We start from the raw sequence: 24111 nt of genomic DNA, 5'->3' as shown, positions 1-24111 counted from the left end.
GGTGACGTCTCTCGACAAGCCGACGACGGATCAGCAGGACGATCGGCGCGACGGCGTGGACCCGGCTTCGAAGGCGGTCACGGAGGCCGCGCTGTTCGAGGCGTTCGGCGGCCTGCGGGGCATGATCGAGACGGTGCTGCCGGGGCTGCTCTTCGTCACGATCTTCACGATCAACAAGAACCTGCACCTCTCGGCGATCGCCGCGCTTGCGGTCTCGCTCGTGCTGGTGGCGGTCCGGCTGATCCGCCGGGACACGGTCAAGCACGCCTTCAGCGGCGTCTTCGGCGTGGCCTTCGGCGTCGTCTTCGCGATGATGACCGGCAACGCGAAGGACTTCTACCTGCCGGGCATGCTGTACACGCTCGGCCTGGCCCTCGCGTACATCATCACGACGCTGGCGGGCGTGCCGCTGATCGGTCTGATCCTCGGCCCGGTCTTCAAGGAGAACCTCTCCTGGCGGACCCGCAACCCCGGCCGGAAGAAGGCCTACGCCAAGGCCAGCTGGGCCTGGGGCCTGATCCTGCTCGCCAAGTGCGCGATCCTCTTCCCGCTGTACTGGTGGGCCGACACCACCCAGCTCGGCTGGGTCCTGGTCGCCCTCAAGATCCCGCCGTTCCTGCTGGCGGTGTACCTGACCTGGGTCTTCCTGGCCAAGGCTCCGCCGCCGATCGACGTCTTCGCCGAGATGGAGGCGGAAGAGCGCGCCGAGGAGGCCCGCAAGGCCGAGGCCGCCCGGGCCACCCAGCAGCAGCCGGAGGCGTAAGCACCAAGCGCGGACCCGTACGAAAGGGGCCCGGGAAGCGATTGCCGCTTCCCGGGCCCCTTCGTCGTACGGGCGGTCCATCCGCCGTCGGCGTCAGCCGCCAGGCTGCTAGCCGGCGGACTCCTCCTCGCGGCGGACCGACAGCAGGTCCTCCAGCTGTTCCTCGCGGGCCTGGGCCGCCACGAAGAGCAGCTCGTCACCGGCCTCCAGGGTCTCCTCCGCGCTCGGCGTGAGGACCCGGGAGCCGCGGATGATCGTGACCAGCGAGGTGTCCTGCGGCCAGGCCACGTCGCCGACCGCCGTACCCGCGATCGCCGACTCCGGCGGCAGCGTCAGCTCCACCAGGTTCGCGTCGCCGTGGCTGAAGCGCAGCAGCCGGACCAGGTCGCCGACGCTCACCGCCTCCTCCACCAGGGCCGACATCAGGCGCGGCGTCGACACGGCGACGTCCACGCCCCAGGCCTCGGTGAACAGCCACTCGTTCTTCGGGTTGTTCACCCGGGCGACCACGCGCGGCACGCCGTACTCGGTCTTCGCGAGCAGCGAGACGACCAGGTTCACCTTGTCGTCGCCGGTCGCCGCGATGACCACGTTGCAGCGCTGCAGCGCCGCCTCGTCCAGCGAGGTGATCTCGCAGGCGTCGGCCAGCAGCCACTCGGCCTGCGGCACCCGCTCCACCGAGATGGCCGTCGGCGCCTTGTCGATCAGGAGCACCTCGTGCCCGTTCTCCAACAGCTCGCCCGCGATGGAACGGCCCACCGCACCCGCGCCCGCAATAGCGACCCGCATCAGTGACCGCCCTCCTCGGGCCCGGCGGCGAACGCCGCCTCGACCTTCTCGATCTCGTCCGTACGCATCATCACGTGCACGAGGTCGCCCTCCTGCAGCACCGTCTGCGAGCTGGGGATGACCGCCTCGCCCAGCCGGGTGAGGAACGCGACACGGACCCCGGTCTCGTCCTGGAGCCGGCTGATCTTGTGCCCGATCCACGCGGGGGAGGTGTGCACCTCAGCCAGCTGGACCCCGCCGCTCGGGTCGGTCCACAGCGGCTCCGCGCCGGAAGGCAGCAGCCGCCGCAGCATCTGGTCCGCGGTCCACCGGACCGTGGCGACGGTGGGGATGCCCAGCCGCTGGTAGACCTCGGCGCGCCGCGGGTCGTAGATCCGCGCCGCCACGTTCTCGATGCCGAACATCTCGCGGGCGACCCGCGCCGCGATGATGTTCGAGTTGTCGCCGGAACTCACCGCCGCGAACGCGCCGGCCTCCTCGATGCCGGCCTCCCGCAGCGTGTCCTGGTCGAAGCCGACGCCGGTCACCCGCCGACCGCCGAATCCGGAGCCGAGGCGGCGGAACGCCGTCGGGTCCTGGTCCACGACCGCGACGGTGTGTCCCTGCTGTTCCAGGGTCTGCGCGAGGGCGGCACCCACTCGGCCGCAGCCCATGATGACGATGTGCACGTCCCCTTACCCCGCACTCCTGATCGCCTTGCTGACCTGCGAATACACCCTGCTCACAACTTTCCTCGCCCGACTGGCCCGGGCTGCGGCGGACAACGCACACGCGTGCTGTCCGGTCCGAGCTTATGCGGCGACCTCGGCCGGGACCTCATCCGAGGTGCCATGCAGGGAGATTCGGTGCGGAGATCGGCCCTGCGGTGGTCCTGATGCTTTCCCAACGCTTACGATCCTCCGCGTGCCAAAACTGACCGACGTGCCCAAACGGATCCTGATCGGGCGGGCCCTGCGCAGCGACCGACTCGGGGAAACGCTCCTTCCGAAGCGCATCGCCCTCCCCGTCTTCGCCTCCGACCCGCTGTCCTCCGTGGCGTACGCGCCCGGCGAGGTGCTGCTCGTCCTCTCGATCGCAGGGCTCTCGGCGTACCACTTCAGCCCGTGGATCGCGCTGGCCGTCGTCGTCCTGATGTTCACGGTCGTCGCCTCGTACCGGCAGAACGTGCACGCGTACCCGAGCGGCGGCGGCGACTACGAGGTCGCCAACACCAACCTGGGCCCCAAGGCCGGACTGACCGTCGCCAGCGCCCTGCTCGTCGACTACGTCCTCACCGTCGCCGTCTCCATCTCCTCCGGAGTGGAGAACCTGGGCTCGGCCATCCCGTTCGTCGTGGAGAACAAGGTCCTCTGCGCGATCGCGATCATCGTGCTGCTCACGCTGATGAACCTGCGCGGCGTGAAGGAGTCCGGCAGCCTCTTCGCCATCCCGACGTACGTCTTCGTCGCCGGCGTCTTCATCATGATCGCCTGGGGCGCGTACCGGGGCATCGTCCTCGGCGACACCATGAAGGCCCCGACCGCCGACTTCGAGATCAAGGCCGAACACGTCGGCCTGTCCGGTTTCGCGCTGGTCTTCCTGCTGCTGCGCGCCTTCTCCTCCGGCTGTGCCGCCCTCACCGGCGTCGAGGCGATCTCCAACGGCGTGCCCGCCTTCCGCAAGCCGAAGTCGAAGAACGCGGCGACGACACTCGCCCTCATGGGCGGCCTGGCCGTCACCATGTTCTGCGGCATCATCTTCCTCGCCATGGCCACCGACGTGCGGATGGCCGAGAACCCGGCCCACGACCTGATCAGCAACGGCAAGCCGGTCGGCGAGAGCTACGTCCAGGACCCGGTGATCTCGCAGGTCGCGGCGGCGGTCTTCGGCGACGGCACGTTCCTCTTCGTCGTCCTGGCGGCGGCCACCGCGCTCGTCCTGTTCCTCGCCGCGAACACCGCGTACAACGGCTTCCCGCTGCTCGGCTCGATCCTCGCCCAGGACCGCTACCTGCCGCGCCAGCTGCACACCCGCGGCGACCGGCTCGCCTTCTCCAACGGCATCGTGCTGCTGGCAGGCGCTGCGATCCTGCTGGTGTGGATCTACGGCGCCGACTCCACCAAGCTGATCCAGCTGTACATCGTCGGCGTCTTCGTCTCCTTCACCCTCAGCCAGACCGGCATGGTCCGGCACTGGAACCGCCACCTGAAGACCGAGCGCGACCAGGCCAAGCGCCGCCACATGATCCGCTCCCGCGCGATCAACACCTTCGGCGCGTTCTTCACCGGCCTGGTCCTGGTCGTCGTCCTCGCCACCAAGTTCACCCACGGCGCCTGGGTCGCACTGCTCGGCATGGTCATCTTCTACGTGACGATGAGTGCGATCCGGCGGCACTACGACAGCGTCTCCGACGAGATCGCGGCCGCCGAGGAGCGTCCCGACGAGTACGTCCGGCCCTCCCGCGTCCGCTCCATCGTGCTGGTCAGCAAGCTCCACAAGCCGACGCTGCGCGCCCTCGCGTACGCCAAGCTCATGCACGCCGACGAGTTCGAGGCGCTGAGCGTCAACGTCGACCCGGCGGACACCAAGGCCCTCAAGGAGGAGTGGGACCGGCGCGCCATCAACGTGCCGCTCAAGATCCTCGACTCGCCGTACCGCGAGATCACCCGCCCGGTCATCGAGTACGTCAAGAACCTGCGCAAGGACAGCCCGCGCGACGCGGTGATGGTCTACATCCCCGAGTACGTCGTCGGCCACTGGTACGAGCACCTGCTGCACAACCAGAGCGCCCTGCGGCTCAAGGGCCGGCTGCTGTTCACGCCCGGCGTGATGGTGACCTCGGTCCCGTACCAGCTCCAGTCCTCCGAGGCCGCGAGGAAGCGGGCGCGCAAGCGCCAGGAGTGGAACGCGCCGGGATCGGTGCGCCGCGGCCCGGTCGAGAAGGGCACGAAGGAACCGGCGGCGAAGAGCAACTAGACTGGTGGGCTGCCGTAAGAACCGGCACCCACCAGCTCACGCCGCCTCACGCCAGCGCGCCTCTCCCTTCCTCCCATACGCCCCATGGAGCCCCCGATCATGCAGAACGCCCCCGCCGAATCGCTGATCGGGACCGAGTACGAGGTCGAGGTCGGCCCGGTGGCCCACGGCGGCCACTGCATCGCCCGCACGTCGGAGGGCCGGGTGCTGTTCGTGCGCCACGCGCTGCCGGGGGAGCGGGTCGTGGCGCGGGTGACGGAGGGCGAGGAGACCTCGCGCTTCCTGCGCGCGGACGCGGTGACGATCCTCCAGCCGTCCAAGGACCGGGTGGAGGCACCGTGCCCCTTCGCGGGGCCGGGCCGCTGCGGCGGCTGCGACTGGCAGCACGCCAAGCCGGGCGCGCAGCGCCGCCTGAAGGGCGAGGTCGTCGCCGAACAGCTGAAGCGCCTCGCCGGGCTCACCCCGGAGGAGGCCGGCTGGGACGGCACGGTCATGCCGGCCGAGGGCGACAAGCTCCCGGCGGGCGAGGTCCCGCAGTGGCGCACCCGCGTCCAGTACGCGGTCGACGCGGACGGCCACGCGGGCCTGCGGCGGCACCGCTCGCACGAGGTCGAGGTCGTCGACCACTGCATGATCGCGGCGGAAGGCGTGTCGGAACTCGGCATCGAGGACCGCACCTGGGAGGGCATGGCGTCGATCGAGGCGATCGCGGCCACCGGCTCCCAGGACCGCCAGGTGGTCCTCACTCCCCGCCCGGGCGCCCGCCTGCCGATCGTGGACCTGAACAAGCCGGTCTCGGTCCTGCGCATCGGGGAGAAGGACAAGGCGGTCCACCGCGTCCACGGCCGCGACTTCGTCCGCGAGCGCGCCGACGACCGCACGTACCGCGTCGGCGAGGGCGGCTTCTGGCAGGTCCACCCGAAGGCCGCGGACACGCTGGTGAAGGCCGTGATGCAGGGCCTGCTGCCGCGCAAGGGCGACATGGCGCTGGACCTGTACTGCGGCGTCGGCCTCTTCGCCGGCGCGATCGCGGACCGCGTCGGCGACAAGGGCGCGGTGCTCGGCATCGAGTCCGGCAAGCGCGCGGTCGAGGACGCCCGGCACAACCTGCAGCACTTCGACCGGGTCCGCATCGAACAGGGCAAGGTCGAGACCGTCCTCCCCCGCACCCGCATCACCGACGTCGACCTCATCGTCCTGGACCCCCCGCGCGCCGGCGCCGGCAAGCAGACGGTCGACCACCTCGCCGCCCTGGGCGCCCGCCGCATCGCCTACGTGGCCTGCGACCCCGCCGCCCTCGCCCGCGACCTCGCCTACTTCCGCGACGCGGGCTATCGCGTCCGCACCCTGCGCGCCTTCGACCTGTTCCCGATGACGCACCACGTGGAGTGCGTGGCGATCCTTGAGCCGGTGAAGAAGGACGCCTGACCTGCGATCAGCCGCAGCTCCGGTCGGCCCGACCTGTTGGCTCGGCCCGACCTGTTGGCTCTGCTGATCAGGAGCTGCGAACAGCAGAGCCACCACGTGAGAAGGCGCGGAGTCAGGCGCCTACAGGGGTATCGAGTTGGTGGATGAACTGACGCAACTCGGGACCATGGACGGGGTCGGCGAGTGCCGCGGCGAACTGGGCCTTGAGGTAGGACAGGTGATTTCCGGTGTCGTACCAGGTGCCTTCCAGGAGTTGACCGACGAGCGTGTGCTGAACGGCGTATGCGTGCAACGCGTGGGTCAGGTAGATCTCGCCATCGCGCAGTTCCTGCCAGCGCCGAGTCCGGGCGGCGAGTTCGGCGATGATCTCCGGGGTGATGACATAGCCCCCAATCGCCGCATACAGCGAGGGAGCGTCTTCCGGCTTCGGCTTTTCAACGAGGCCGGAGATGCGCAGGCGGCCTTCGCCGAGGTCCTTCTCGACGATCGGGACGCCGTAGCGTACGGATTCCTCACGTCGCATCGGCATGAGCGCGATGATCGGTGATCCGGTGGCCTCGTAGGCCTCGATCAACTGCCGGGCCCGCGGTCGGTCGGAGACGAAGACGTCATCGGCCCAGAGAGCGAGGAACGGTTCGTCGTTGAGGAAGCGGGAGGCGGCAGTGAGGATGGGAGTCCCATTGCCGTACGGACCGCGTTGGTAGACGAAGTTCAAATGCGCGCCGAGGTCGGAAAGCTCGTTCACCGCCGCCGCCAGCTCGGGCTTGCCCGAGAGGAGCAATTGGTCTGCGAGCTGGTCGTCGGGGGCGAAGTGCTCCTGGATGAGCGCCTTGTTGCCGGAGATCACCACGGTAATCTCATCGATTCCGCTGGCGACGAGCTCGCGGATCGTGTGCTCGATGACGGGCTGCCCTCCGACGGGCAGCATCTCCTTGGGCGTGGCTCGGGTCAGCGGAAAGAGGCGGGTGCCGAGACCAGCAGCGGGGATGACGGCCTTACGAATTGACGGCATGCAGGTCCACCTCGTGGTTGGGGGGCAGAATCTGTGGGTCTGCGGATGCCGGACATCATGGCATGAGCAACTTGGCTATTGCAGGTCCGCCGCCCGCTGTTGGGAGTCAGTGGTCCCGCCCTTGTGAACGTGTGACTGAGCTCGTCTCGACCGGCCACGCTGCATTCGCCCGATTTCCATGTCGTCTTCAATTGAAGGGCACGGTCGGAGGGGCGGTGAATGGAGTCGCGGGCGTCGAAGCAGCCTCCCGCGCCCTTCTCTCGATCGGCTCGGCTTCGAAGGGCCTTCCGGTGCGTCGGCCGTCGTCGCGTTCGACTTGGCCGCAGCGCCGGGACCCGCCACTCGCGCCGGCGCTGCGCGGCGGCGATGCCGTCGACCGCCTCGCCGTGGGAGCGGGCTGCCGCGTCACGACGTGGCATCGGAGCCCGCCGCCCGCTCCGAGCAGGCGCGGTTGGTGACCTTGGCCCACTTGGTCGTGCATCGGGTGAAGGCCAGCCCAACTCGCCATTACCTCAAATGTGTTGGCTTGAATCGCCCGGGTGTGGCAGGGTCGCTCCAACGCGTATCTGGATCTTGTGTGATTCACATACGAGTATGCCACGCACGGGGGAGGTCTGTGGCAATTGAACGAGTGCTCCATCTATGAGGTCGATGCGCGGTGGGGGACGATCCTGCGTCCCCGTCTGCCTGCGCGGACACGCCGGCGCCAGGTCGGCCGCATTTGTCGTGACTGTGACATCGGCGGCAGAGGGTGCCCCGGGGGCGCTCCTTCCTGCCGGGTGACGGGTGGTCGGTCCCGCTGGTCGAGTGGTATTGGCTCCACAGTGCGAGCGATTCCCTCATCCGGGGCTCACCGGCGCAACGGCCGTGCAGATCTCGCCCATCACGGCTGACAACTCGTCACATCTCTTGGATGCGCGCGGGATGTCCTTGTCATCCCGTGTCGCTCGAATGCGTGTTCGATAATGCTCGCGAACTCATCCCTTCCGGGTGGACGGCGTCCACCCTTCTCGTAGTCAAGGACGGTCACGTGCTGCGGCATCCCATCGGTTCAGTGGGCACGACGGCTCTGCGTGACGAGATCGAGCTGCTGGTCAGGCCGGGGCGGCAGCGTCTCGTGCCCGGACCTGCGGAGGACCAGCTGTGCCCGGAGGACGGCGACGGATCCGGGCGGATCGGAAAGGACCGGGTCACCAGCCCGGAGCAACTTCGCCGGACCACCCGCGCCGCGAGCGGGGCCTCGCCGTTGCCGCTGTTGTTGAGTGTCAATCAAGAAGGCGGTCGGCTCAACGCGTTGGACTGGGAGCAGGTAAGCCAGCTCCCCGGCGCTCTGGCGCTCGGAGCGGCCGGCGAGGAGGAGATGTCAGAGCTCGCGGGCAAGGCGATCGGCGCTCAGCTGAGGGCGGTGGGGCTGACGTGGAACCTGGCACCGGTCTGCGACCTGGCTGACTGGCCGTCGGTATCTGCTGTCGGTACACGGGCCTTGGGTTCCGACCCCGAGCACGTCGCGCGGTTGGCCGCCGGTTTCGTCCGTGGGCTGCAGTCGGCCGGTGTCGCGGCGACTGCCAAGCACTTCCCCGGCCTTGGTGGAGTGGCCGCTGACCCTCACCACGCCGTGCCGATCGTCGACCGGCTCGCGCCCGGAGCGCTGGTCCCGTTCCAGGCGGCTGTGGATGCCGGTGCGGCATCCGTGATGATCGGCAGTCACGTGGTCCGTGAGATCGACGACCAGCCGGCCGTGATCTCCCCGCGGGCGATCGGACTTCTGCGTGATCAGCTCGGCTTCGACGGGGTGGTCGTGAGCGAGAACCTCTCCATCACCGCAGTGCACGAGCCGCTGGGTGGGATCGCGCGGGCGGCGGTCGCCGCCGTGGCCGCCGGGGTGGATGTGGTGATGCTGGATTCCGAGGTGTCCCGCGGACATCAGCCTCAGTGGGCGAGGAAGGCCGCGGTGAGACACCGCGCCGAGGTGGTCCAAGCGCTTGTCGCCTCCGTTCACTCCGGTCTGATCAGTCGTCAGCGGATCAGCCGGGCCGCCGAGCGCGTTCTCCGACTCCACCACCGCTTCGGCTTCTGCCAGGGATCGGACCAGCCGGACTGGCAACAGGCGAACGCGCTGGCCGGCGAGGCGGCCGGCCGGATCGCCGAGAAGTCGGTGACCGTGCTGCGCGGCGCGCACCTGCTGCCCCTCGCGCTGCCCCCGAGCGCCCCACTGGGCCTGCTGCGCGTGCCCGACTCGGGGCAGCGGCGGGCCGACAGCGCCAGGAACGGACCGGACCTCGTTCCCTCCGTGCTTCTCGAGCGGCACTCGGCACTGCTCGAGATGGGGGTCGGCTGCGAGATCCCGCCGGGCGCCCGCACGGTGGTGGTGTACAGCTACGACACGCGGACCGAGGCCGGCGCGCGGAGCCTGGCGGCAAGCGAAGCGGCGCGGTTGGCTGGTCGCGGACTTCCGGTGGTGCAGATCGCGCTCGGCGACACGGACGACCTCACCGGCTCGCCGGCGGACGTGGTGATTGCCGCCTTCAGCCCGCACAGAGCGAGCGTGTCCGCCGTCGCCGACATCCTGTTCGGCCAGGGACGTGCCCACGGCACCCTTCCCGTCCGGGGGCCGTCATGGTGACCCGGATACCTGCCGCGGAACTGACCGACTACTTGGAGCGCTTGTACCAGGCAGTGGGAATGGCCCCCGCCGACAGTCGGACGATGGCCGAAGCCCACGTCGAGGCCGACCTCAGAGGTATCCCCGGCCACGGCAGCCGACTCGCCCCCAACTACCTCGCCAAACTCCGCTCCGGCCGGCTCAACCCCCGATCCCGGATGACGGTCCTCGCCGAGAGCGCGGGGTGCCTCACCCTGGACGGCGATCTCGCGCCCGGCCCGTTGGCGGCCGCCCGCGCCGTGCGCGGCGCCGTGGAGCGCGCGCGCCGCGCAGGCGTGGGCCTGGTGACCGTACGCGGATCGGGCCACGCAGGGGCACTGGGCGTCCATGTGACCCGAGCCGCGCGGCAGGGTCTGATCGGAGTCCTGGCGGCGCAGACCTCGTCCGCAAGCGTGGCCCTGCACGGTGGAACCGGGCAGCCGGTGCTCGGCAACTCGGCGTTGTCGATCGCCGTCCCAGGCCCTGAACCCGAGCAGCCGGTGCTCCTGGACATGGCGACGGCGGCGATGTCCTGGGGCGCTGTACACCAGCACGCCCGCACGGGCCGGCTGCTGCCCGAGGGCTGCGCGCTGGACCGTGACGGGAACCAGGTGCGTGATCCCACTGAGGCCGCGGCACTGCTGCCCGGCGGCGCCCGGGGCCAGGGGTTGGCGATCCTCCTGGAGCTACTGGTCGGCACGCTGACCGGTAGCAGCCCCCTCCCGGCCGGACAGGAGGGACGCGGATTGCTGTGCCTGGCCATCGACCCAGCCCACCTCGGCATCGCCCCCCAACTGGTGGCGGGCGTTCAGGAGGTCGGGCACACGGTGCGCGCGCCCGGCGGCGCACGGATGCCGGGCGACCGGGCGTGGGCCCAACGCGCCGACGCCGTGGCGCACGGTATTTCGCTGGATGAGGCCGACCTGCGTGCGCTCGTCGAAGCCGGCCGTCCAGCGGTCCCTGCCCCGGCGGGCTGGGCCATCCATCCGACCACCTCCGCACGCACCTAATGAAAGTGCATTCGTGTTGACCGTGAAGGAGCGACATCTGTGACGATTCAAGTCGAAGTCTCGCGTACCCATGGCCTCGAGCAGCTCGCTGCCCGAGGACCGCAGGTCCTGCATCGTGGCGCAGGACGGCCTGAGGTAGCCCGTGTTCTCCAGGATGTTCTGGAGACGGCAGGCCCCTACGAAGTGGTCGCCGCCGCGCGACAGCTGTGTGACGGCCCCCTGGAGCAGGCCCTGGCCGAGGTCGCCGACCGCCGGCTGCTGCACGAACGGACCGGCCGACGCGTTCCGCTGCAGGAAGTGCCCTCCCAGGTGCTGACCGCTCTGGCGCGCGACCATCACCTCGATCCGGACCAGACGGAGGCGCTGCACTTCACGCTGCGATGCACCTTCGCCTTCCCCGGCATCGTCGGCACCCCGGACGCACCTCTCGCACTCAAGGAGACCCTGCCCGAGGGCTTCAAACCGTTCGCCACAGCGGAGGAGATAGCCGCCTCGCAGGCGAACGCCGGCCCTGACGGCCTGAACACCGACTACATGATCAGCCAGATGAAGGGCGGCATGTCCGCCGACTTCGGGATCGGCTGCCCGCTCATGTGCGCCTACTGCTACCGGCGCGAGGGCGACACCGTCGACGGTTACCTCGGATCCTGGGAGCCCACCGGGTTCCTCGAGCCGGAAGAGGTGGTGGAGCGCCTGCTCGCCCACCCTTGGTTCACTCCGCACGTCACGCCCGTCGGACTGCACATGTCCACGTCCGAGGCGTTCCTCCCCAAGCTGTGGCCCAGGACCTGGAGGGTCCTGCAGCTGCTCGACGGCCTTGGCCTGACCAACCGGATCTCGTGCATCACCAAGTACACGCTGTCCGACGAGCAGATCGCCTGCCTGGAGTCCCTCGTCAACGTCGACCTGGACGTCAACGTCTGCTACGCCGCGATGCCCGAAGCGATCGAGCCGCCGAACCGCAAGCGCCGGATCGACTTCCTGCGCCGCATCCTGCACTCGGACAAGATCAACGTACTTGCGTACTACCGGCCGATCGCCGAAGGCATCAACACCACCGACGCACACCTGCGTCATGTCTGGGAGACCTTCAAGGAGGCCGACGCCCGCACCGTCGTCCTCGGCGGCCTGAAGTTCGGGGACGACCACGTCCACTCCTTCATGTCCTACGGGCTGCCGCTGCCGCAGGGCAGCTTCACCCCCGGCAAGAAGCTCCTCACCGGTGCCACGGAAGCGCGGATCATGGCGATGTTCGACGAGGTGTACGCCGACGTCCCCGCCGACCGGCGTCCGGCGGTCCTCAAGCGCAGCTCCTGCGGCAGGTCGGTGGAGCGCGGCAGCCACATCCCCGACTACAACAGCCACTACGACCTGCCCGGGACCAACTGCCGGCTCCGCTGCCCCACCGCACAGCACCAGGTCTGTGCAGGCGCCCAGATGCCGGGCGAGGAGCAGGTTCGTCAACTGCTGACCCGCATCAACCGGCCCGACACCCGCGTGCAGATAACCGGCGCGACGGTCATCGTCCATGCCCAGCTCAGCCAGTTCGAGCGCACCTTCCTGCGCCAGAACCTGCTGTTTCCCGTTCACACGGCCCGCCAGGCCGCCGATCTCATCGCTGGAAGGATCCGCTGATGACCACCGCGCCCGTCCGAACCTTCCTTCCGCTGGCCGAGAGTCCGCTGCTCGCCGCCCAGCAAGCCGCGTCCGAGTACGCCGATCTCGCTGTGAACCTCGCCGAGACCGCCGCCCCGGACCTGGCCACCCTCCGCTCGCTGCTGTCGATCACCCGCTCCGACGTCGCCGAGCGAATCGCCCAGGCCTTCGACGAGCGCACCGACCTCGGCCCGGACGCACTCGCGGTCCTCGTCGCCCAGCGACCGGACCTCAAGAAGGCCACCAGCCGTCTCAAGAACCATCTCTTCCCGGACGGTGCCGGCTGCCACCGTTTCACCCGGACCATGGCTGCCCTCGCTCACCGACCCGAGAACATCGACGAGTACTTCCTGAGCACCGACCGCTTCCACACGGCGGCCGGCGCGGCCGACGAGTCGGCACTGCACGACCTCCTCGGCCCGCTCTTGTCCTCGGCCCGGCTCGCCGAGTCCGCCGACGCCGGCCTGGCTGCTCTGCTCGCCGCCCGTCCGGTGACTTCGCCGTTGTCCTTGGCCGCGGATGCCGCCCGGGAGCGCACCCGCCTCGGCCACCTTCGCGAGGCGCTCGTCGCCCGGCGAGAGCAGACGATCAGTGAGATCGCCCAGCACACCGGGGGCCTGACCCTGGCCGCCACCACGTGGTACGACGCGGTGACGGCCGCCGCCGACACCAGTGAGCAGGCTGAAAGGGCTCTCGCCCTGGTCGGCCTCGCCGGCGCTGCCCTGGGAGCCGGCGAGGATCCGGAGTGCACCTGGCCAGCCGTGCAGGCCCGCTGGCACCAGGTCACAGCAGCTGCCCGCACCGCGCGCTCGCACCCCGACGTCTGGACCCGGGCATGGACCGCGGCCGAGACGACCGAAGACGGTTCTCTGTGGGACCCCACCCAGCGTGCGCTCGTCGCAGGCTACGACCTGCTCGCCACCCACGTCCGCACAGCCTGCGCGGACCGCGAGACCCCGCCCACCCCCACCCAGTGCTGGGCCATGGACCCCGCGGGGCGCGCCCTGATCCACGTCATCGCCGACCACCTCACGGGACATGACGGCCACAGCCCGCTGTCCCACTTCGACGACGCCCTGCTGATCTCCTTCATCCGCGGGCTGGCGAAGAACCGGCGCGACAAGATCCCCGGCGGCCTGCAGATCTCCGGTCTTGTTGCCGCGGTCAAGGCCGCCCGCTCCAAGGCTCACCTGCTCACCCATCCCACCACTCAGAACATCGGCATCGTCATCCCCACCCGGGACGAGGCCCACCGCATCCGCCCGTCCGGCCCCGGTGCCGAGGACGGCGAGAACGCGCTCGCGACCAAGGTCGCCCAGCTGGCTTGGCTTCTCGAAGCACGCCCCGACGCCCACGCCCAGATCCTGCTGGTCGACGAGGACCCCGACGGAGCCTCGGCCGGCGCCGCCGCCGGGATCTCCGCGAGCCACCCTCAGATCCAGCTCACCATCGCCACCCGGTCCGAGCCCGGAACCAGCGTCAAGGGTGGTGCCGTCCTGTGGGGCCTGGCGCAGCTCCTCGACGCCGGTCACACCACTCTTGCCTACACCGACCTCGACCTCACCTACCCCCTCGACCAGCTCGGCCTCCTGCTGGCGACGCTCGACCACCCGGGTACCGGCGCCGCCATCGGCTCCCGCCGCCTCGCCGGTTCCCACGGCTACTACCCGCCCGCCGGACCCACCCGTGAAACCCGCCTCTACCAGGAGGTCGTCAACGAACTCCTCGACCTGGATGTCACCGATCCCCAGGCCGGCTTCAAGGCGTTCACCTCGCCCGCGGTGCGTACCGCCCTGCCCCTCGTCGCGGATCGCAGGCTGAGTTTCGACACCGAACTGCTCGCCGTCCTCCAGCGAGCCGGTCACACTGTCGCCGAAGTCGGCGTCGCCGCTCTCCACCACTATGTGGACGGCCGAGTCGGGACGCCGCGGGACTACGACACCATGCTCGCCGCCGTCCACCTCCAGGCAGTCCGCCACGGCTTCGATCCCGAGGCCCGGTCCACCCGGATGTGGGACAAGGTCCGCGCGGCTGGATCCCTCGCCGCGGCCGCCCAGCCGCAGCCCGTCGACCTGACGTTCTCGACCACTCCACTCTGAGTGCACGAGGGGCGGGCTGCCCGGGCAGCCCGCCCCTCGGTCGTGGCACCTGCCATACGTCCACCGATCCCTGGCAGTGCGTAGACTGTCAGAACTGATCGATAGCGGACCGGCCTGCGGGGCAACCCCCCAACTGGTCCCACGTCCAGGTACGAAAGGTCACGCGTGAAGGCTGTAGTCGCGGTCGCCGGCATGGGAAGCCGTTTCTTCCCGGTGGCAAAGACGATCAACAAGTGCATGCTGCCGGTGCTGAACGAGCCCGTCGTCGCCTACGCGGTTGCCGACTGCCTCGCCGCCGGTGCACGCGAGATCGCGCTCGTCACCGCAGACGGGGAGACCGGCCGTCAGGTGCGCCACTACTTCACCCACGATCCGGACCTCGAGCAGTACTTCGCGGGCCGAGGCTGGCAGGCCAAGTACGAAGCCATCGCCCACTTGCACGACCAGGCCGACTTCACGTTCATCGAGCAGCCCCGCGACGAGAGGTACGGCACCGCGCTGCCTGCCATGCTCGCCGGCGACTTCATCGACGGGGACGACTTCCTCCTTCTCGCGGGGGACGACCTCCTCCTCCGCACCGACGGCGGTTCCGACCTCGCGGACCTCGTGGCCGCCCGCGCCGCCGCCGGTACCCCGGCGGCCATGGCGGCTGCCAGCGTGCCCGGGGCCGACGCGCACAGGTACGGCATCCTCAATCCCCGAGCCGGAGCTCAGGGCCACCAGGTGCTCGACGCCCTTCTTGAGAAGCCGACCGAGTACCAGGAAGCGACCGCCTACATCAACATCAGCCGCACTCTTCTGCCGGGGGATGCGGTGCCGTACTTCCTCGAGCTGAAGCCGGCGGCCAATGGCGAGTACCAGGCCACCGACGCAGTCGCTGCGTACGCCCGTGATCACGACGTCCTGATCCATCCCGTCCGCGGGCAGTACTACGACTGCGGCAACACCACCGGATGGCTTGCGGCGAACCACGCGGCCGCGCAGGCGCGGGGCCTGGCCGTTCCGGGTGTCCAGACCCGGTAACCCCCACCACGTCACGCTGTCGAACCGGGTCCGCACACGCTGCCGACCCGGTTCGCTCGTTTGAACCCTTGCTGCGAACCTCCGCTCACACGGAGGCTGCGGACGTTGTCGGTCGGTCCGCTATCGGTTGGCCGTGTGCGGCGGTAGTGGCTTCAGGCGCTTGTGGAGCAGGCAGAACTCGTTGCCTTCCGGGTCCCTGAGGACGTGCCAGTTCTCGGCGCCTGTCTGGCCGATGTCGGCGGGCTCGGCGCCGAGGGCGAGGAGGCGTTCCAGTTCGGCGTCCTGGTCGCGGTCCGTGGGGTTGACGTCGATGTGCAGACGGAGCTTCGCGGGGCGCGGATCTCTGCTGGGGCTGAGGATGAGGGTGGGCTGCGGGCCGCCGAAGCCGGCGTCGGGCGGGCCGATCTCGATTGCTTCCGTCCTCGCGGTCGAGTTCGACGTAACCGAGGACCTCGCTCCAGAACGCGGCCAGCCGTTCGGGGTCGGCGCAGTCGATGACCAACTCGCTGATGCGGCATGCTATGGCGGTGAGTGTAGACACACGTCGGGCCCGGCGGGAGGACCGCCGGGCCCGTGCGTGCTCTCAGCCCACCAGGTGCTTCTCCTTGGGGGTGATGCGGGTGGGCGGGGTGAGGTTCTCGCCCTCCACGTCGATGTTCGGGAGCAGGCGGTCCAGCCACTTCGGGAGCCACCAGGCGGACCTGCCGAGGAGGGCGAAGAGGGCGGGGACGATCGCCATGCGGACCACGAAGGCGTCGAAGAGGACCGCGGTGGCCAGGCCGAAGCCGATCATCTTGACGAAGTCGTTGTCCTCCATGATGAAGCCGGAGAAGACGCTGGTCATGATGATCGCCGCGGCGCTGACGACCCGGCCGCCGTAGCGGAAGCCGGTGACGACCGCCTCGGCGGGGCGGGCGCAGTGGACGTACGCCTCGCGCATGCGGGACACCAGGACCCGGTCGGGCTGATTGCCGCAGCCTTCTACGGTGCCCTCGTCGAACTGGCCTTCACGAGTCCGGAGTCGGACGACCCCGGACAGGCCAGGGACCAGGCCGCGAGCCTCGTCGGGGACCTCATCGGAGGGCTGACGACGGGCACCGACTCACCGTCGCGGTGACGGCGGTGCACTCTGTCGCATCCCGCCGCCCGCTCCGGTGCACTCCTGCGTGGAGATGGGCACGGCCGCCTCGGCACCGTAGCGGTATGCCAAATTTCCACGAGTTCAGTGCTTCCCGACTGATGCCGGTCCCTGTGGCAGCGGTGTGGGATGTCGCCAGCAATCCGCGCCGCAACGCCGAGTGGTGCAACAACGTGAAGCGGGTGACCCGGGCCGACCACAGCCTCGAAGTCGGCCAGAGCTTTGAGGAGCGGAGCGTCGTGCTCGGCCCCTGGACGTCCATCACCACGTGGACGCTGCTGAGCAGCGACCACCACCGCGAGCGGAGGTACACCGGAAAGGGATTCCCGGGCGTCAGCGAGGTCCGGCCCTTCCTGCGGTTCGAGTCGATGCTCGACGCGTCCGGAGCGGAACACACCCACGTCACCTACGGATCGTCGCTCGCGTTCCGTCTCAAGGGCTTCGACCGGATCGTGGCGCGCCTGCTGAGGGGCATGCTCGTCGCCGAGTTCACCACGTCCCTGGCCGCACTCGAGCAACTCGCCGCACAGCGGGCCACGGCCTCGTACAAGGGCGGTGCGGTATGAACGCGGGAGTCACGGGCACGACGGGGATCGAGTACACGTCGTTCAGTGGATGGATCGATCGCCCCACGGAGTACGCGCCGGCGTTGGAGGGCGACATCGAGACCGACGTGGTCGTCGTCGGTGGCGGCCTGCTCGGCATGGGGACGGCCTTGCGCCTGGCCGAGCGGGGCATCGACGTGACCTTGCTGGAGTCGCAGTTCTGCGGCTGGGGCGCGGCCTCACGCAACGCCGGCTACCTGACGAACACCCTGGCCGGGGACGCCCGGATGCTGGCCGCTCTTCATCCGCGGCGCCTGAGCGGGGCCATTCGCTTCGCCGACTCCTCCGTCACGTACTCGGAGGGACTGATGGAGCGGCACGGCATCGAGTGCGCCTACGAGCGGACAGGCAATGTGATTGCCGCGGTGACCGAGGGGCAGCTGAGGAAGTCTCGGCAGAGTGCCAGGATCCTGGTCGATGCCGGGGCGGACGCCGAGTTCGTCCACGGCCCCGAGTTCGGCCTGCCGGACGCCTTCCTCGGCGGGATCTTCGAGCGGGCGGGCGGAGTGATCAACCCTGGGATGTACGCACGAGGACTGCGCGACGCGCTGCTCAAGTCGGGAGCCAAGGTCTTCGAGAACAGCCCCGTCGGAGAGATCCGGCCCGGTCCCGCCGGCATCGTGGTGACCACGGCCGGCGGACGGATCCGGGCGGAGCGTGTCGTCATCGCCAACAACGCGCACTCCCGCGACCTCGCCATCACCCCGCCCCGGATGTCCGCACCCTTGTGGGTCTCGCTCGTCGAGACCGAGCCCATCGATCCCGGGCGGCTGCTGGCGACAGGCTGGTCGAGCCGGGTGGGCATCTCCACCCACCATCTCGTCCTGGAGAGCTACCGCATCACCCCGCGCAACACGATCATCTTCGGCGTCCGCCGGCCCGAGGCCGCCCGTGGTGCCCTCGGCGCGCGCGAGGTCGATCCGAGGGTCGCCGCCGACCTGGTGCGGGGCTTCCGGCAGAGGTTCCCCTCGCTGCGCGACGTCGCACCGCGGCGCGCGTGGGGCGGATGGATCGCGATGACCCCGTCCTGGCTGCCGGTGGTGGGCGAAGCCACCGACAACGTCTACTACGCCATGGCGTGCAACGGTCACGGTCTCGCCCAGGCGCCCTACCTCGGCGCTCTGCTCGCCGACCGGATCGCCGGTGAGACGCCGCACGAGGACCTGCGGACCCTCTGGCGCCCGCGGCCCTGGTTCACTCCCTCCCCGGCGTCCAGCGGGCTCGCGCTGAGGGCCGCGTGGGCTCTGGACCGGTTGTCGGACCGGCTCGGCCGCCGGGAGGGCTGATCCACCGCGGGGAACCGAACCGCAGCCGTCCGGTCGATCAGCCATCGCGTAGTTGGACGAGCATCAACGCGGCGGCCACGCTGGGCGCGTTCTGTGCCAGAGGCAGTGGCAGGAGCTGATCGGCGCGGGCGAGACGGCGCTCGACGGTGTTGCGGTGCGTGAACAGGCGCTCTGCGGCGCTCGACGCGTTGAACCGTTCGCTCACGTAGGTGAGCACCGTCTCACGCAGCTGGGTATCCGCTGTCGCGAGGTCCCCCAGCGTGTCCGCGACGAACTGCTCCGCCTGCGTCAGGTCCGACGCCAGGACGGACACCAGCTGGACGTCCTCGTAGCGGGCGACAGCGCGTACGGAGCCCAGCCTGGCCAGGACCCGCTGCGTCGCGGCGGCGTCCAGATGGCTGCGGCGGAACCCCTCGAGGTCCTTCGCCGGCCGGCCCAACGTGACGCGTACGCCTGGCAGGTCGGTCAGCTCGCGCTCGATCTCCGCCACGGCCGGGGTACGGGCTGCGGGCATCCAGAGCCACAGGGCGGCTGTGCTCGCGACCAGTGTCAGCCGGCGACCGGCCCCGCAGGCACGCATCACCCGCTCGGCCGCTGCTTCCAGGCGGTGGGCCCGCTCGATGCCGTCGACCCAGACGATCGCCGCGACGTGGTCACCGGTGAGCGCGTACCCGAGCTGCGCCTCCGCCCGCGCCCTCTTGATCGGGGCGCCTTCGAGCAACAGCTGCAGCGTCGCGTGGCGTTCGGCCTGCGCGCCGCGGGCCAGATCCTGACGCTCCGCGTCGATGCGGGCGGACAGCACGCTGATCGAGTCGTCGACGTAGGTCGCGATCGAGTACGCCGACACCTCCAGCAGTTCCCGCAGGTCGTCGCGGTCGTCCGTCGCCGCGAAACAGGCGTCGATCCACAGGCGCCACGCGACGCGCTGCGCGGCCCGCCAGGATCCCAGGTCGTCGATGTGCATGCCGCGCCGAACCAGGTCGCGGGCGAAGGCCAGGACCTCCGGTTCGACGCAGGGCGGCACACGACGCCCCGGACTGTGGATGGTCGCGGTGAGCCAGTGCATGAGGCTGGCCTTGTTCATGCGCCGGTCACCCTCGGCGAGCACCGGGTCCTCGACGATCGCCCGATACCGGGTGCCTCTCTGGGAGGCCGCAAGCAGCTCGTCGACGATCTCCGGAGACGCCTGCAGGAACCGCTCGGCGACCGCGCGCATGAGCGCGGCCACCTCGTCCCGCGGCGGAGGCCACAGCTCCTCGGATTCCGGCGATCCTCCCGGAACTGATCCAGTCTCGCCCATACGTGCATGGTGCACCATCGCCCCCAGGCTCGGTGTCAGGCAGGCCCCGACCACGCCGGATCGCCCGGCGGGACACCGAGGACGCGAGGTCTCGGTGGCCGACGCCGGGCCCCGGAGCGTACGTCCTACGCAGCCGGCCGGAGGTCCGCTACGCGGTCGCGATGTGGGCGGCGATCTCGTTGGTCACACGATCCGCCAGGGAGTCCGGAAGGTGGTGCCCCATGCCGGGGACGACGACCAGCCGCGCCCCCGCGATGGCGACGGCGGTTGCGTGGCCGCCGGACAGATCGACCATGCGGTCGCGGTCGCCGTGGATGACGAGGGTCGGGGCCTTGACCGCGCCCAGCTGCGCCGTACGGTCACCCGACGCCTGGATCGCCTGGATCTGGCGAGCGATGCCCGCGGCCCCGTCACCGGCCGTTCTGCCCCAGGTGGCGACAGCGTGGACGGCTTCCGCCACCTCGTCCGCCGGATAACGCGTCCCGGCCAGATGGGCGGTGAGCCGCAGGTGCGCTTGAACCGCCTGTGCCCGGGTCCGTGGCGGCGGGCTGGCCAGGAGCAGTTTCGTGGCGGCTGCCGGCTGCCCGACCTTGGGATCGCCGGTCGTCGAGTAGATCGACACCAGAGATCTCACGCTGTCGGGGAACCGCGCGGCGACGGACTGTGCGATCATGCCGCCCATCGACCGGCCCACCAGATGGGCCGGCCCGACCCCCAGGTGCTCCAGCAGCAGCGCACTGTCCTGGGCCAGGTCGACCAGCGTGTAGGCGTCGTGGCGGGGCCGTGCGAGGAACTGGCGGAGGACGCTCGGCGGCGGGCTCGGGACGTACGTCGAGCGGCCGCAGTCCCGGTTGTCCATGCGGATCACGAGGAATCCGTGGGACACGAGGGTGCTGACGAAGTGCGGCGACCACGTGGAGAGGTCCTCGCCGAGACCGCCGAGCAGCAGGACCGGCGGCGCACCGGCCTCGCCGTCGAGGCGGTAGCAGACCCGGGCGCCGTTGGGCAGTCGGATGAAACGATCGTGTGAAGCTGTTGCGGCTTCGGTCATCTCGGGCATCGACGCTCCTCTACTCGCCGCCGCGCGAAGCCGACCGTGCAGGCTCGCGGAATGTCTGGTCGCCACGAGAACTGAACCGCAGGCTGTCGTCGAACAGCGGTCCCCTCAGGAGCTTTGCGTCATCCGGGTAGGACAGCGCCATCTGCCAGGGCTGCGCCGTCCCCTGCCGCGGGGTGATGGCGCTGGCGCGCTGCGCGTACCCGGCGCTGATGTCCATGACCGGCCGCGTCTCCATGCCGGGCTCGGCCACGGCGACCGCCGTGTCGTACGCGAAGGCGTCCATGTGCTTGACCAGATCGCAGAAGTAGCGGCAGACCAGGCTGATCTTCAAGGTCCACGACGAGGTCGTGTACCCGATGGCCATGGCGAGGTTGGGAATGCCCGAGAGCAGGGTTCCGCGGTACGTGATCGACTTGGCGGGGTCGATGGGCTCGCCGTCCTTGAAGAGGCTGATTCCTCCCAGGAGGCGCAGGTTCAGGCCCGTCGCGGTCACGATGACGTCGGCCTTCAGCTCGCGTCCGGACGCCAGCAGGATTCCGTTCTCGGTGAAGCGGACGATCTTGTCGGTGGCCACGGAGGCATGGCCGTCGCTGATCGCCTTGAAGAAGTCCCCGTCCGGTGCCAGACACAGGCGCTGGTCCCACGGCTTGTACGGGGGGTTGAAATGCCTGTCGACGTCGAAGCCCTCGGGGAGCGCCTTCTTGTTGACGTAGCGGATCAACGCCCGGCCCGCACGCGGGAACTTGCGCAGGCCCACCACGATTCCGCGGTCCATCCAGATGTTCTTGAACCGGGTCAGCCGGTACCCCCGCTGTTCCCCGAACATCCGGGTCAGCAGCAGTGCCAGCGAGTCCACCCGCGGAGCGGGCATCACATAGGTGGGCGTGCGCTGCAGCATCGTCACGTGCGCCGCCGCGCCCGGACCCGTCGCCATCGACGGGACGATGGTGATCGCCGTGGCCCCGCTGCCGATCACCACGACTTTCTTGCCCGCGTAGTCGTAGCCCTCGGGCCAGTGCTGCGGGTGCAGGATGTCGCCGGTGAATTCCTCGCGGCCCTCGAAGTGGGGCGTGTACCCCTCGTCGTAGCGGTAGTAGCCGGTGCCGGCGAAGATCCAGTTCGCCTTGATCTCCTTGCGCACGGACTCCTGGCCCTCTGCGCCGTCGACCTCCACGGTCAGCGTCCACGCGGCCTCCGCGGTGGACCAGTGGGCCGAGACGACGCGGTGCCGGAGGCGGATGAGACGGTCGAGCCGGTTCTCCTCGACGGTCTCGTGGAGGTAGTCCCGGATGAGGGGGGCGTCCGCGATGGCGGCCCGGTCCTTCCACGCCTTGAACTCGTATCCGAAGGTGTGCAGATCCGAATCCGACCGGATCCCGGGGTACCGGAACAGGTCCCAGGTACCCCCGATGTCGTCCCGGCCTTCCAGGACGACCACCTTCTTGTGGGGGAAGGCCTCGGTCACATAGCGGGCGGCGCCGATCCCGGAGATCCCGGCACCGATGATCACGATGTCGAATTCCTCGGCCGCGCTCTTCGATTTCCTCATCACATTCACCCTTTGTTCGGCTCGCTCTCGCGATGCGGCCACCTTGCCCGCGCGGATCAGACGCCCACTACACCTTCGTGTGGCGACGTGCGTCGGCCGATGGTGCAGACTGCACACCCATCGCGCGCCGGACCTCGTCGGCCGCCCGTTCGCCGGCGCTCACCGCGCCGTCGATGTAGCCCTGGTTGAGCACGGCGGTCTCCGTGCCCGCCCAGTGGACGCGCCCGACCGGCACGCGATCGGCGTCGGTGTACTGGGTGATGACGCCCGGGGGACGCGAGCTCACGCAGCCGCCGATCCAGGGCTCGTGCGTCCAGTCCTGCTCCAGGTACGCGGTGGGGCGGGCGGCCTCCGGGCCGAACAGGACCGTCAGGTCGGCCAGGAACGCGGCGCGGCGGGCCTCGGCGTCGTCCAGGACCGCATCCGTCCAGCGCAGGCCGTAGCCGGAGCCGGCCGTGCCGACGAAGGTCATCAGGATGCCGACGCTGCCGTCGGGCGGCGAGTTGTCCACGACGTAGCCGGCGACCGGGAGATCGGTGACGGCCTGGCCGTTGAAGCCGCGCTCCCGCCAGAACGGCCTGTCGTAGACCGCGAATATCTTGCTCTCGGTTCCGTTGCACCACCGCCGCTGGAGCATGGTCCGGCGGGTCGGAAGGTCGGGCGAGAAGCGGATCCGGTTGCCGTCGGACGGCGCCATGGCGACGATGGCGCGCTTGGCCTGTACGTCGATCCGCGCGGACTTCACGAGGACGCCCTGGTCGTCCTGGACGATCTCGGAGACGGGGGAGTCGAGGACGACCCGCCGTCCGAGCTGCTCGGCCATCCGGAGCGAGATCAGCTGGGTGCCGCCCACGACCCGGGATTCCTGGGCTCCGTCCGTGACGTTGACCAGGTGGTCGATTCCACCGCAGCCCGCGATGCGGACCAGCTGGACCAGCAGGGACGTGCTGTGGAGGTCCTCGCCGTCGGTCACGCTGAACGCGAGGGTGAACAGTGAGCGGGTCTCGTCGGTGAAGGTGTTGGCGTCGAGCCAGTGGCCGAAGGTGGTGTTGTCCCACTTGCGGGCGTTCTTGGCGGTCCACGGGGCCTCCAGCGGCACAGTGCTCGCCATGCGCTCGAGGCGCAGCTGGGCCTGCGCGTAGTCGGCGAGGACGAGGGGACTGAGCGGGGGGACGGTGCCGTGGTAGAGCTTGGTCTTCCCGTTCCGCAGGTAGATCGACTTGCCCTCGGTGTAGGTCTTGAAGGTCTCGATGCCGAGCTCGTCCATGAGAGCCCAGACCCGGTCCTGCCCCGGACCGACCCACTGTCCGCCGCCCTCGGTGATCACGCCTTCGCAGACGTCGAGGTTGACGGTCCGCCCGCCGACCCGGTCGTTCGCCTCGATGACGACCACGGACTGGCCGGCCTGCGCGAGACGGCGGGCCGCAGTGAGGCCCGAGACGCCCGCGCCGATGACGACGACGTCGGCCTCCTGCGGTGTGTACGACTTGCTCATGACGTTCCTCTCCGAGGTGTTGCCGGGCTGTATCTGCAGCCTGCGGCTTCGGAGGGCGGCGTCTCCACAACGCTCTGCTCCGGCCTGGAGCCGGGGTGTGTGCACGTTGCACAGCGACCCGGGGAGAGAAACGGAGGCGGTGACCAGGCAGAAGCCCGGTCACCGCCTCGTGCAGGGGACCTAGCCGATCAGCCGAGGGACGTCATGACGTGCTTGATGCGCGTGTAGTCCTCGAAGCCGTACGACGAGAGGTCCTTGCCGTAGCCGGACTTCTTGTAGCCGCCGTGCGGCATCTCGGCGAC

General features: G+C 69.8%; 18 protein-coding genes and 2 pseudogenes. 10 read left to right on the top strand and 10 right to left on the bottom strand.

Features of this window, described 5'->3' with window-relative positions:
- Position 1 precedes the first annotated feature (1 nt).
- Positions 2–763, top strand: coding sequence for a DUF3159 domain-containing protein (locus ACGFMM_RS27880; protein ID WP_393649211.1), 762 nt, complete (start codon positions 2–4; stop codon positions 761–763).
- A gap of 108 nt (positions 764–871) precedes the next feature.
- Here ACGFMM_RS27880 and ACGFMM_RS27875 read toward each other — a convergent pair whose 3' ends face one another.
- On the bottom strand, positions 872–1552 hold the full coding sequence (locus tag ACGFMM_RS27875) for a potassium channel family protein (RefSeq protein ID WP_393649210.1): 681 nt from the start codon (positions 1550–1552) through the stop codon (positions 872–874).
- Entirely contained in the window at positions 1552–2220 is a 669-nt protein-coding gene (locus tag ACGFMM_RS27870) for a potassium channel family protein (RefSeq protein ID WP_393649209.1), read from the bottom strand. Before ACGFMM_RS27870 ends, ACGFMM_RS27875 begins: the two co-directional genes overlap by 1 nt.
- A gap of 235 nt (positions 2221–2455) precedes the next feature.
- Here ACGFMM_RS27870 and ACGFMM_RS27865 point away from each other — a divergent pair, with 235 nt between their 5' ends.
- Positions 2456–4507 (top strand): APC family permease, encoded by a 2052-nt coding sequence (locus ACGFMM_RS27865; RefSeq protein WP_393649208.1) that lies wholly within the window; start codon positions 2456–2458, stop codon positions 4505–4507.
- A gap of 99 nt (positions 4508–4606) precedes the next feature.
- Positions 4607–5935, top strand: a complete 1329-nt coding sequence (locus ACGFMM_RS27860; RefSeq protein ID WP_393649324.1) for a class I SAM-dependent RNA methyltransferase — start codon at positions 4607–4609, stop codon at positions 5933–5935.
- A 112-nt stretch (positions 5936–6047) separates the two neighbouring features.
- On the opposite strand, the gene ACGFMM_RS27855 is transcribed toward ACGFMM_RS27860, so the two are convergent.
- A complete protein-coding gene (locus ACGFMM_RS27855) occupies positions 6048–6947 on the bottom strand; it encodes a UTP--glucose-1-phosphate uridylyltransferase (protein ID WP_393649207.1) in 900 nt (299 codons plus the stop codon).
- 1030 nt (positions 6948–7977) lie between these two features.
- Here ACGFMM_RS27855 and ACGFMM_RS27850 point away from each other — a divergent pair.
- From ACGFMM_RS27850 to ACGFMM_RS27830, 5 genes are all read left to right on the top strand, one after another.
- Positions 7978–9570, top strand: a complete 1593-nt coding sequence (locus ACGFMM_RS27850; RefSeq protein ID WP_393649206.1) for a glycoside hydrolase family 3 protein — start codon at positions 7978–7980, stop codon at positions 9568–9570.
- Complete coding sequence (locus ACGFMM_RS27845; protein ID WP_393649205.1) at positions 9564–10598, top strand: Ldh family oxidoreductase; 1035 nt, start codon at positions 9564–9566, stop codon at positions 10596–10598. Before ACGFMM_RS27850 ends, ACGFMM_RS27845 begins: the two co-directional genes overlap by 7 nt.
- Positions 10599–10781: 183 nt before the next feature.
- Positions 10782–12233: a hypothetical protein gene (locus ACGFMM_RS27840; protein WP_393649204.1), complete on the top strand. Its 1452-nt coding sequence runs from the start codon at positions 10782–10784 to the stop codon at positions 12231–12233.
- The gene (locus tag ACGFMM_RS27835) at positions 12233–14353 is read left to right on the top strand and encodes a hypothetical protein (RefSeq protein WP_393649203.1); all 2121 of its coding nucleotides are present in this window, start codon (positions 12233–12235) and stop codon (positions 14351–14353) included. The genes ACGFMM_RS27840 and ACGFMM_RS27835 overlap by 1 nt, the downstream gene beginning before the upstream one ends.
- Before the next feature lie 165 nt (positions 14354–14518).
- The gene (locus ACGFMM_RS27830; protein ID WP_393649202.1) at positions 14519–15376 is read left to right on the top strand and encodes a sugar phosphate nucleotidyltransferase; all 858 of its coding nucleotides are present in this window, start codon (positions 14519–14521) and stop codon (positions 15374–15376) included.
- Between the two features lie 120 nt (positions 15377–15496).
- Here the strand turns inward: ACGFMM_RS27830 and ACGFMM_RS27825 are convergent.
- A pseudogene (locus ACGFMM_RS27825) lies at positions 15497–15917 on the bottom strand (VOC family protein).
- Positions 15918–15959: 42 nt separating this feature from the next.
- Positions 15960–16367, bottom strand: a pseudogene (locus ACGFMM_RS27820) (MMPL family transporter); the annotation flags it as partial.
- A gap of 212 nt (positions 16368–16579) precedes the next feature.
- On the opposite strand from ACGFMM_RS27820, the gene ACGFMM_RS27815 reads away from it, so the two are divergent.
- Both ACGFMM_RS27815 and ACGFMM_RS27810 read left to right on the top strand, forming a co-directional pair.
- Positions 16580–17080 (top strand): SRPBCC family protein, encoded by a 501-nt coding sequence (locus ACGFMM_RS27815; RefSeq protein ID WP_393649201.1) that lies wholly within the window; start codon positions 16580–16582, stop codon positions 17078–17080.
- Positions 17077–18405 carry an NAD(P)/FAD-dependent oxidoreductase gene (locus ACGFMM_RS27810; protein ID WP_393649200.1) on the top strand — a complete coding sequence of 443 codons (1329 nt, stop codon included), beginning with the start codon at positions 17077–17079 and terminating at the stop codon, positions 18403–18405. The genes ACGFMM_RS27815 and ACGFMM_RS27810 overlap by 4 nt, the downstream gene beginning before the upstream one ends.
- Before the next feature lie 37 nt (positions 18406–18442).
- Here the strand turns inward: ACGFMM_RS27810 and ACGFMM_RS27805 are convergent, their stop codons facing one another.
- The 5 genes from ACGFMM_RS27805 to ACGFMM_RS27785 all read right to left on the bottom strand — a co-directional run.
- A complete protein-coding gene (locus ACGFMM_RS27805; protein ID WP_393649199.1) occupies positions 18443–19705 on the bottom strand; it encodes a PucR family transcriptional regulator in 1263 nt (420 codons plus the stop codon).
- 148 nt (positions 19706–19853) lie between these two features.
- Entirely contained in the window at positions 19854–20765 is a 912-nt protein-coding gene (locus ACGFMM_RS27800) for an alpha/beta fold hydrolase (protein WP_393649198.1), read from the bottom strand.
- 10 nt (positions 20766–20775) lie between these two features.
- Positions 20776–22314, bottom strand: a complete 1539-nt coding sequence (locus ACGFMM_RS27795) for a flavin-containing monooxygenase (RefSeq protein ID WP_393649197.1) — start codon at positions 22312–22314, stop codon at positions 20776–20778.
- A gap of 67 nt (positions 22315–22381) precedes the next feature.
- On the bottom strand, positions 22382–23809 hold the full coding sequence (locus ACGFMM_RS27790; RefSeq protein ID WP_393649196.1) for a flavin monoamine oxidase family protein: 1428 nt from the start codon (positions 23807–23809) through the stop codon (positions 22382–22384).
- A 188-nt stretch (positions 23810–23997) separates the two neighbouring features.
- Positions 23998–24111 (bottom strand): aldehyde dehydrogenase family protein (locus ACGFMM_RS27785; protein WP_393649323.1); only part of this gene is annotated, 114 nt, incomplete at its 5' end.

This window comes from Streptomyces sp. NPDC048604, assembly GCF_043199435.1.
In the GTDB taxonomy this organism is placed as follows: Bacteria; Actinomycetota; Actinomycetes; order Streptomycetales; family Streptomycetaceae; genus Streptomyces.
The sequence above is the reverse complement of the archived record's forward strand: the minus strand, read 5'-3'. Positions and strand labels throughout refer to the sequence as shown.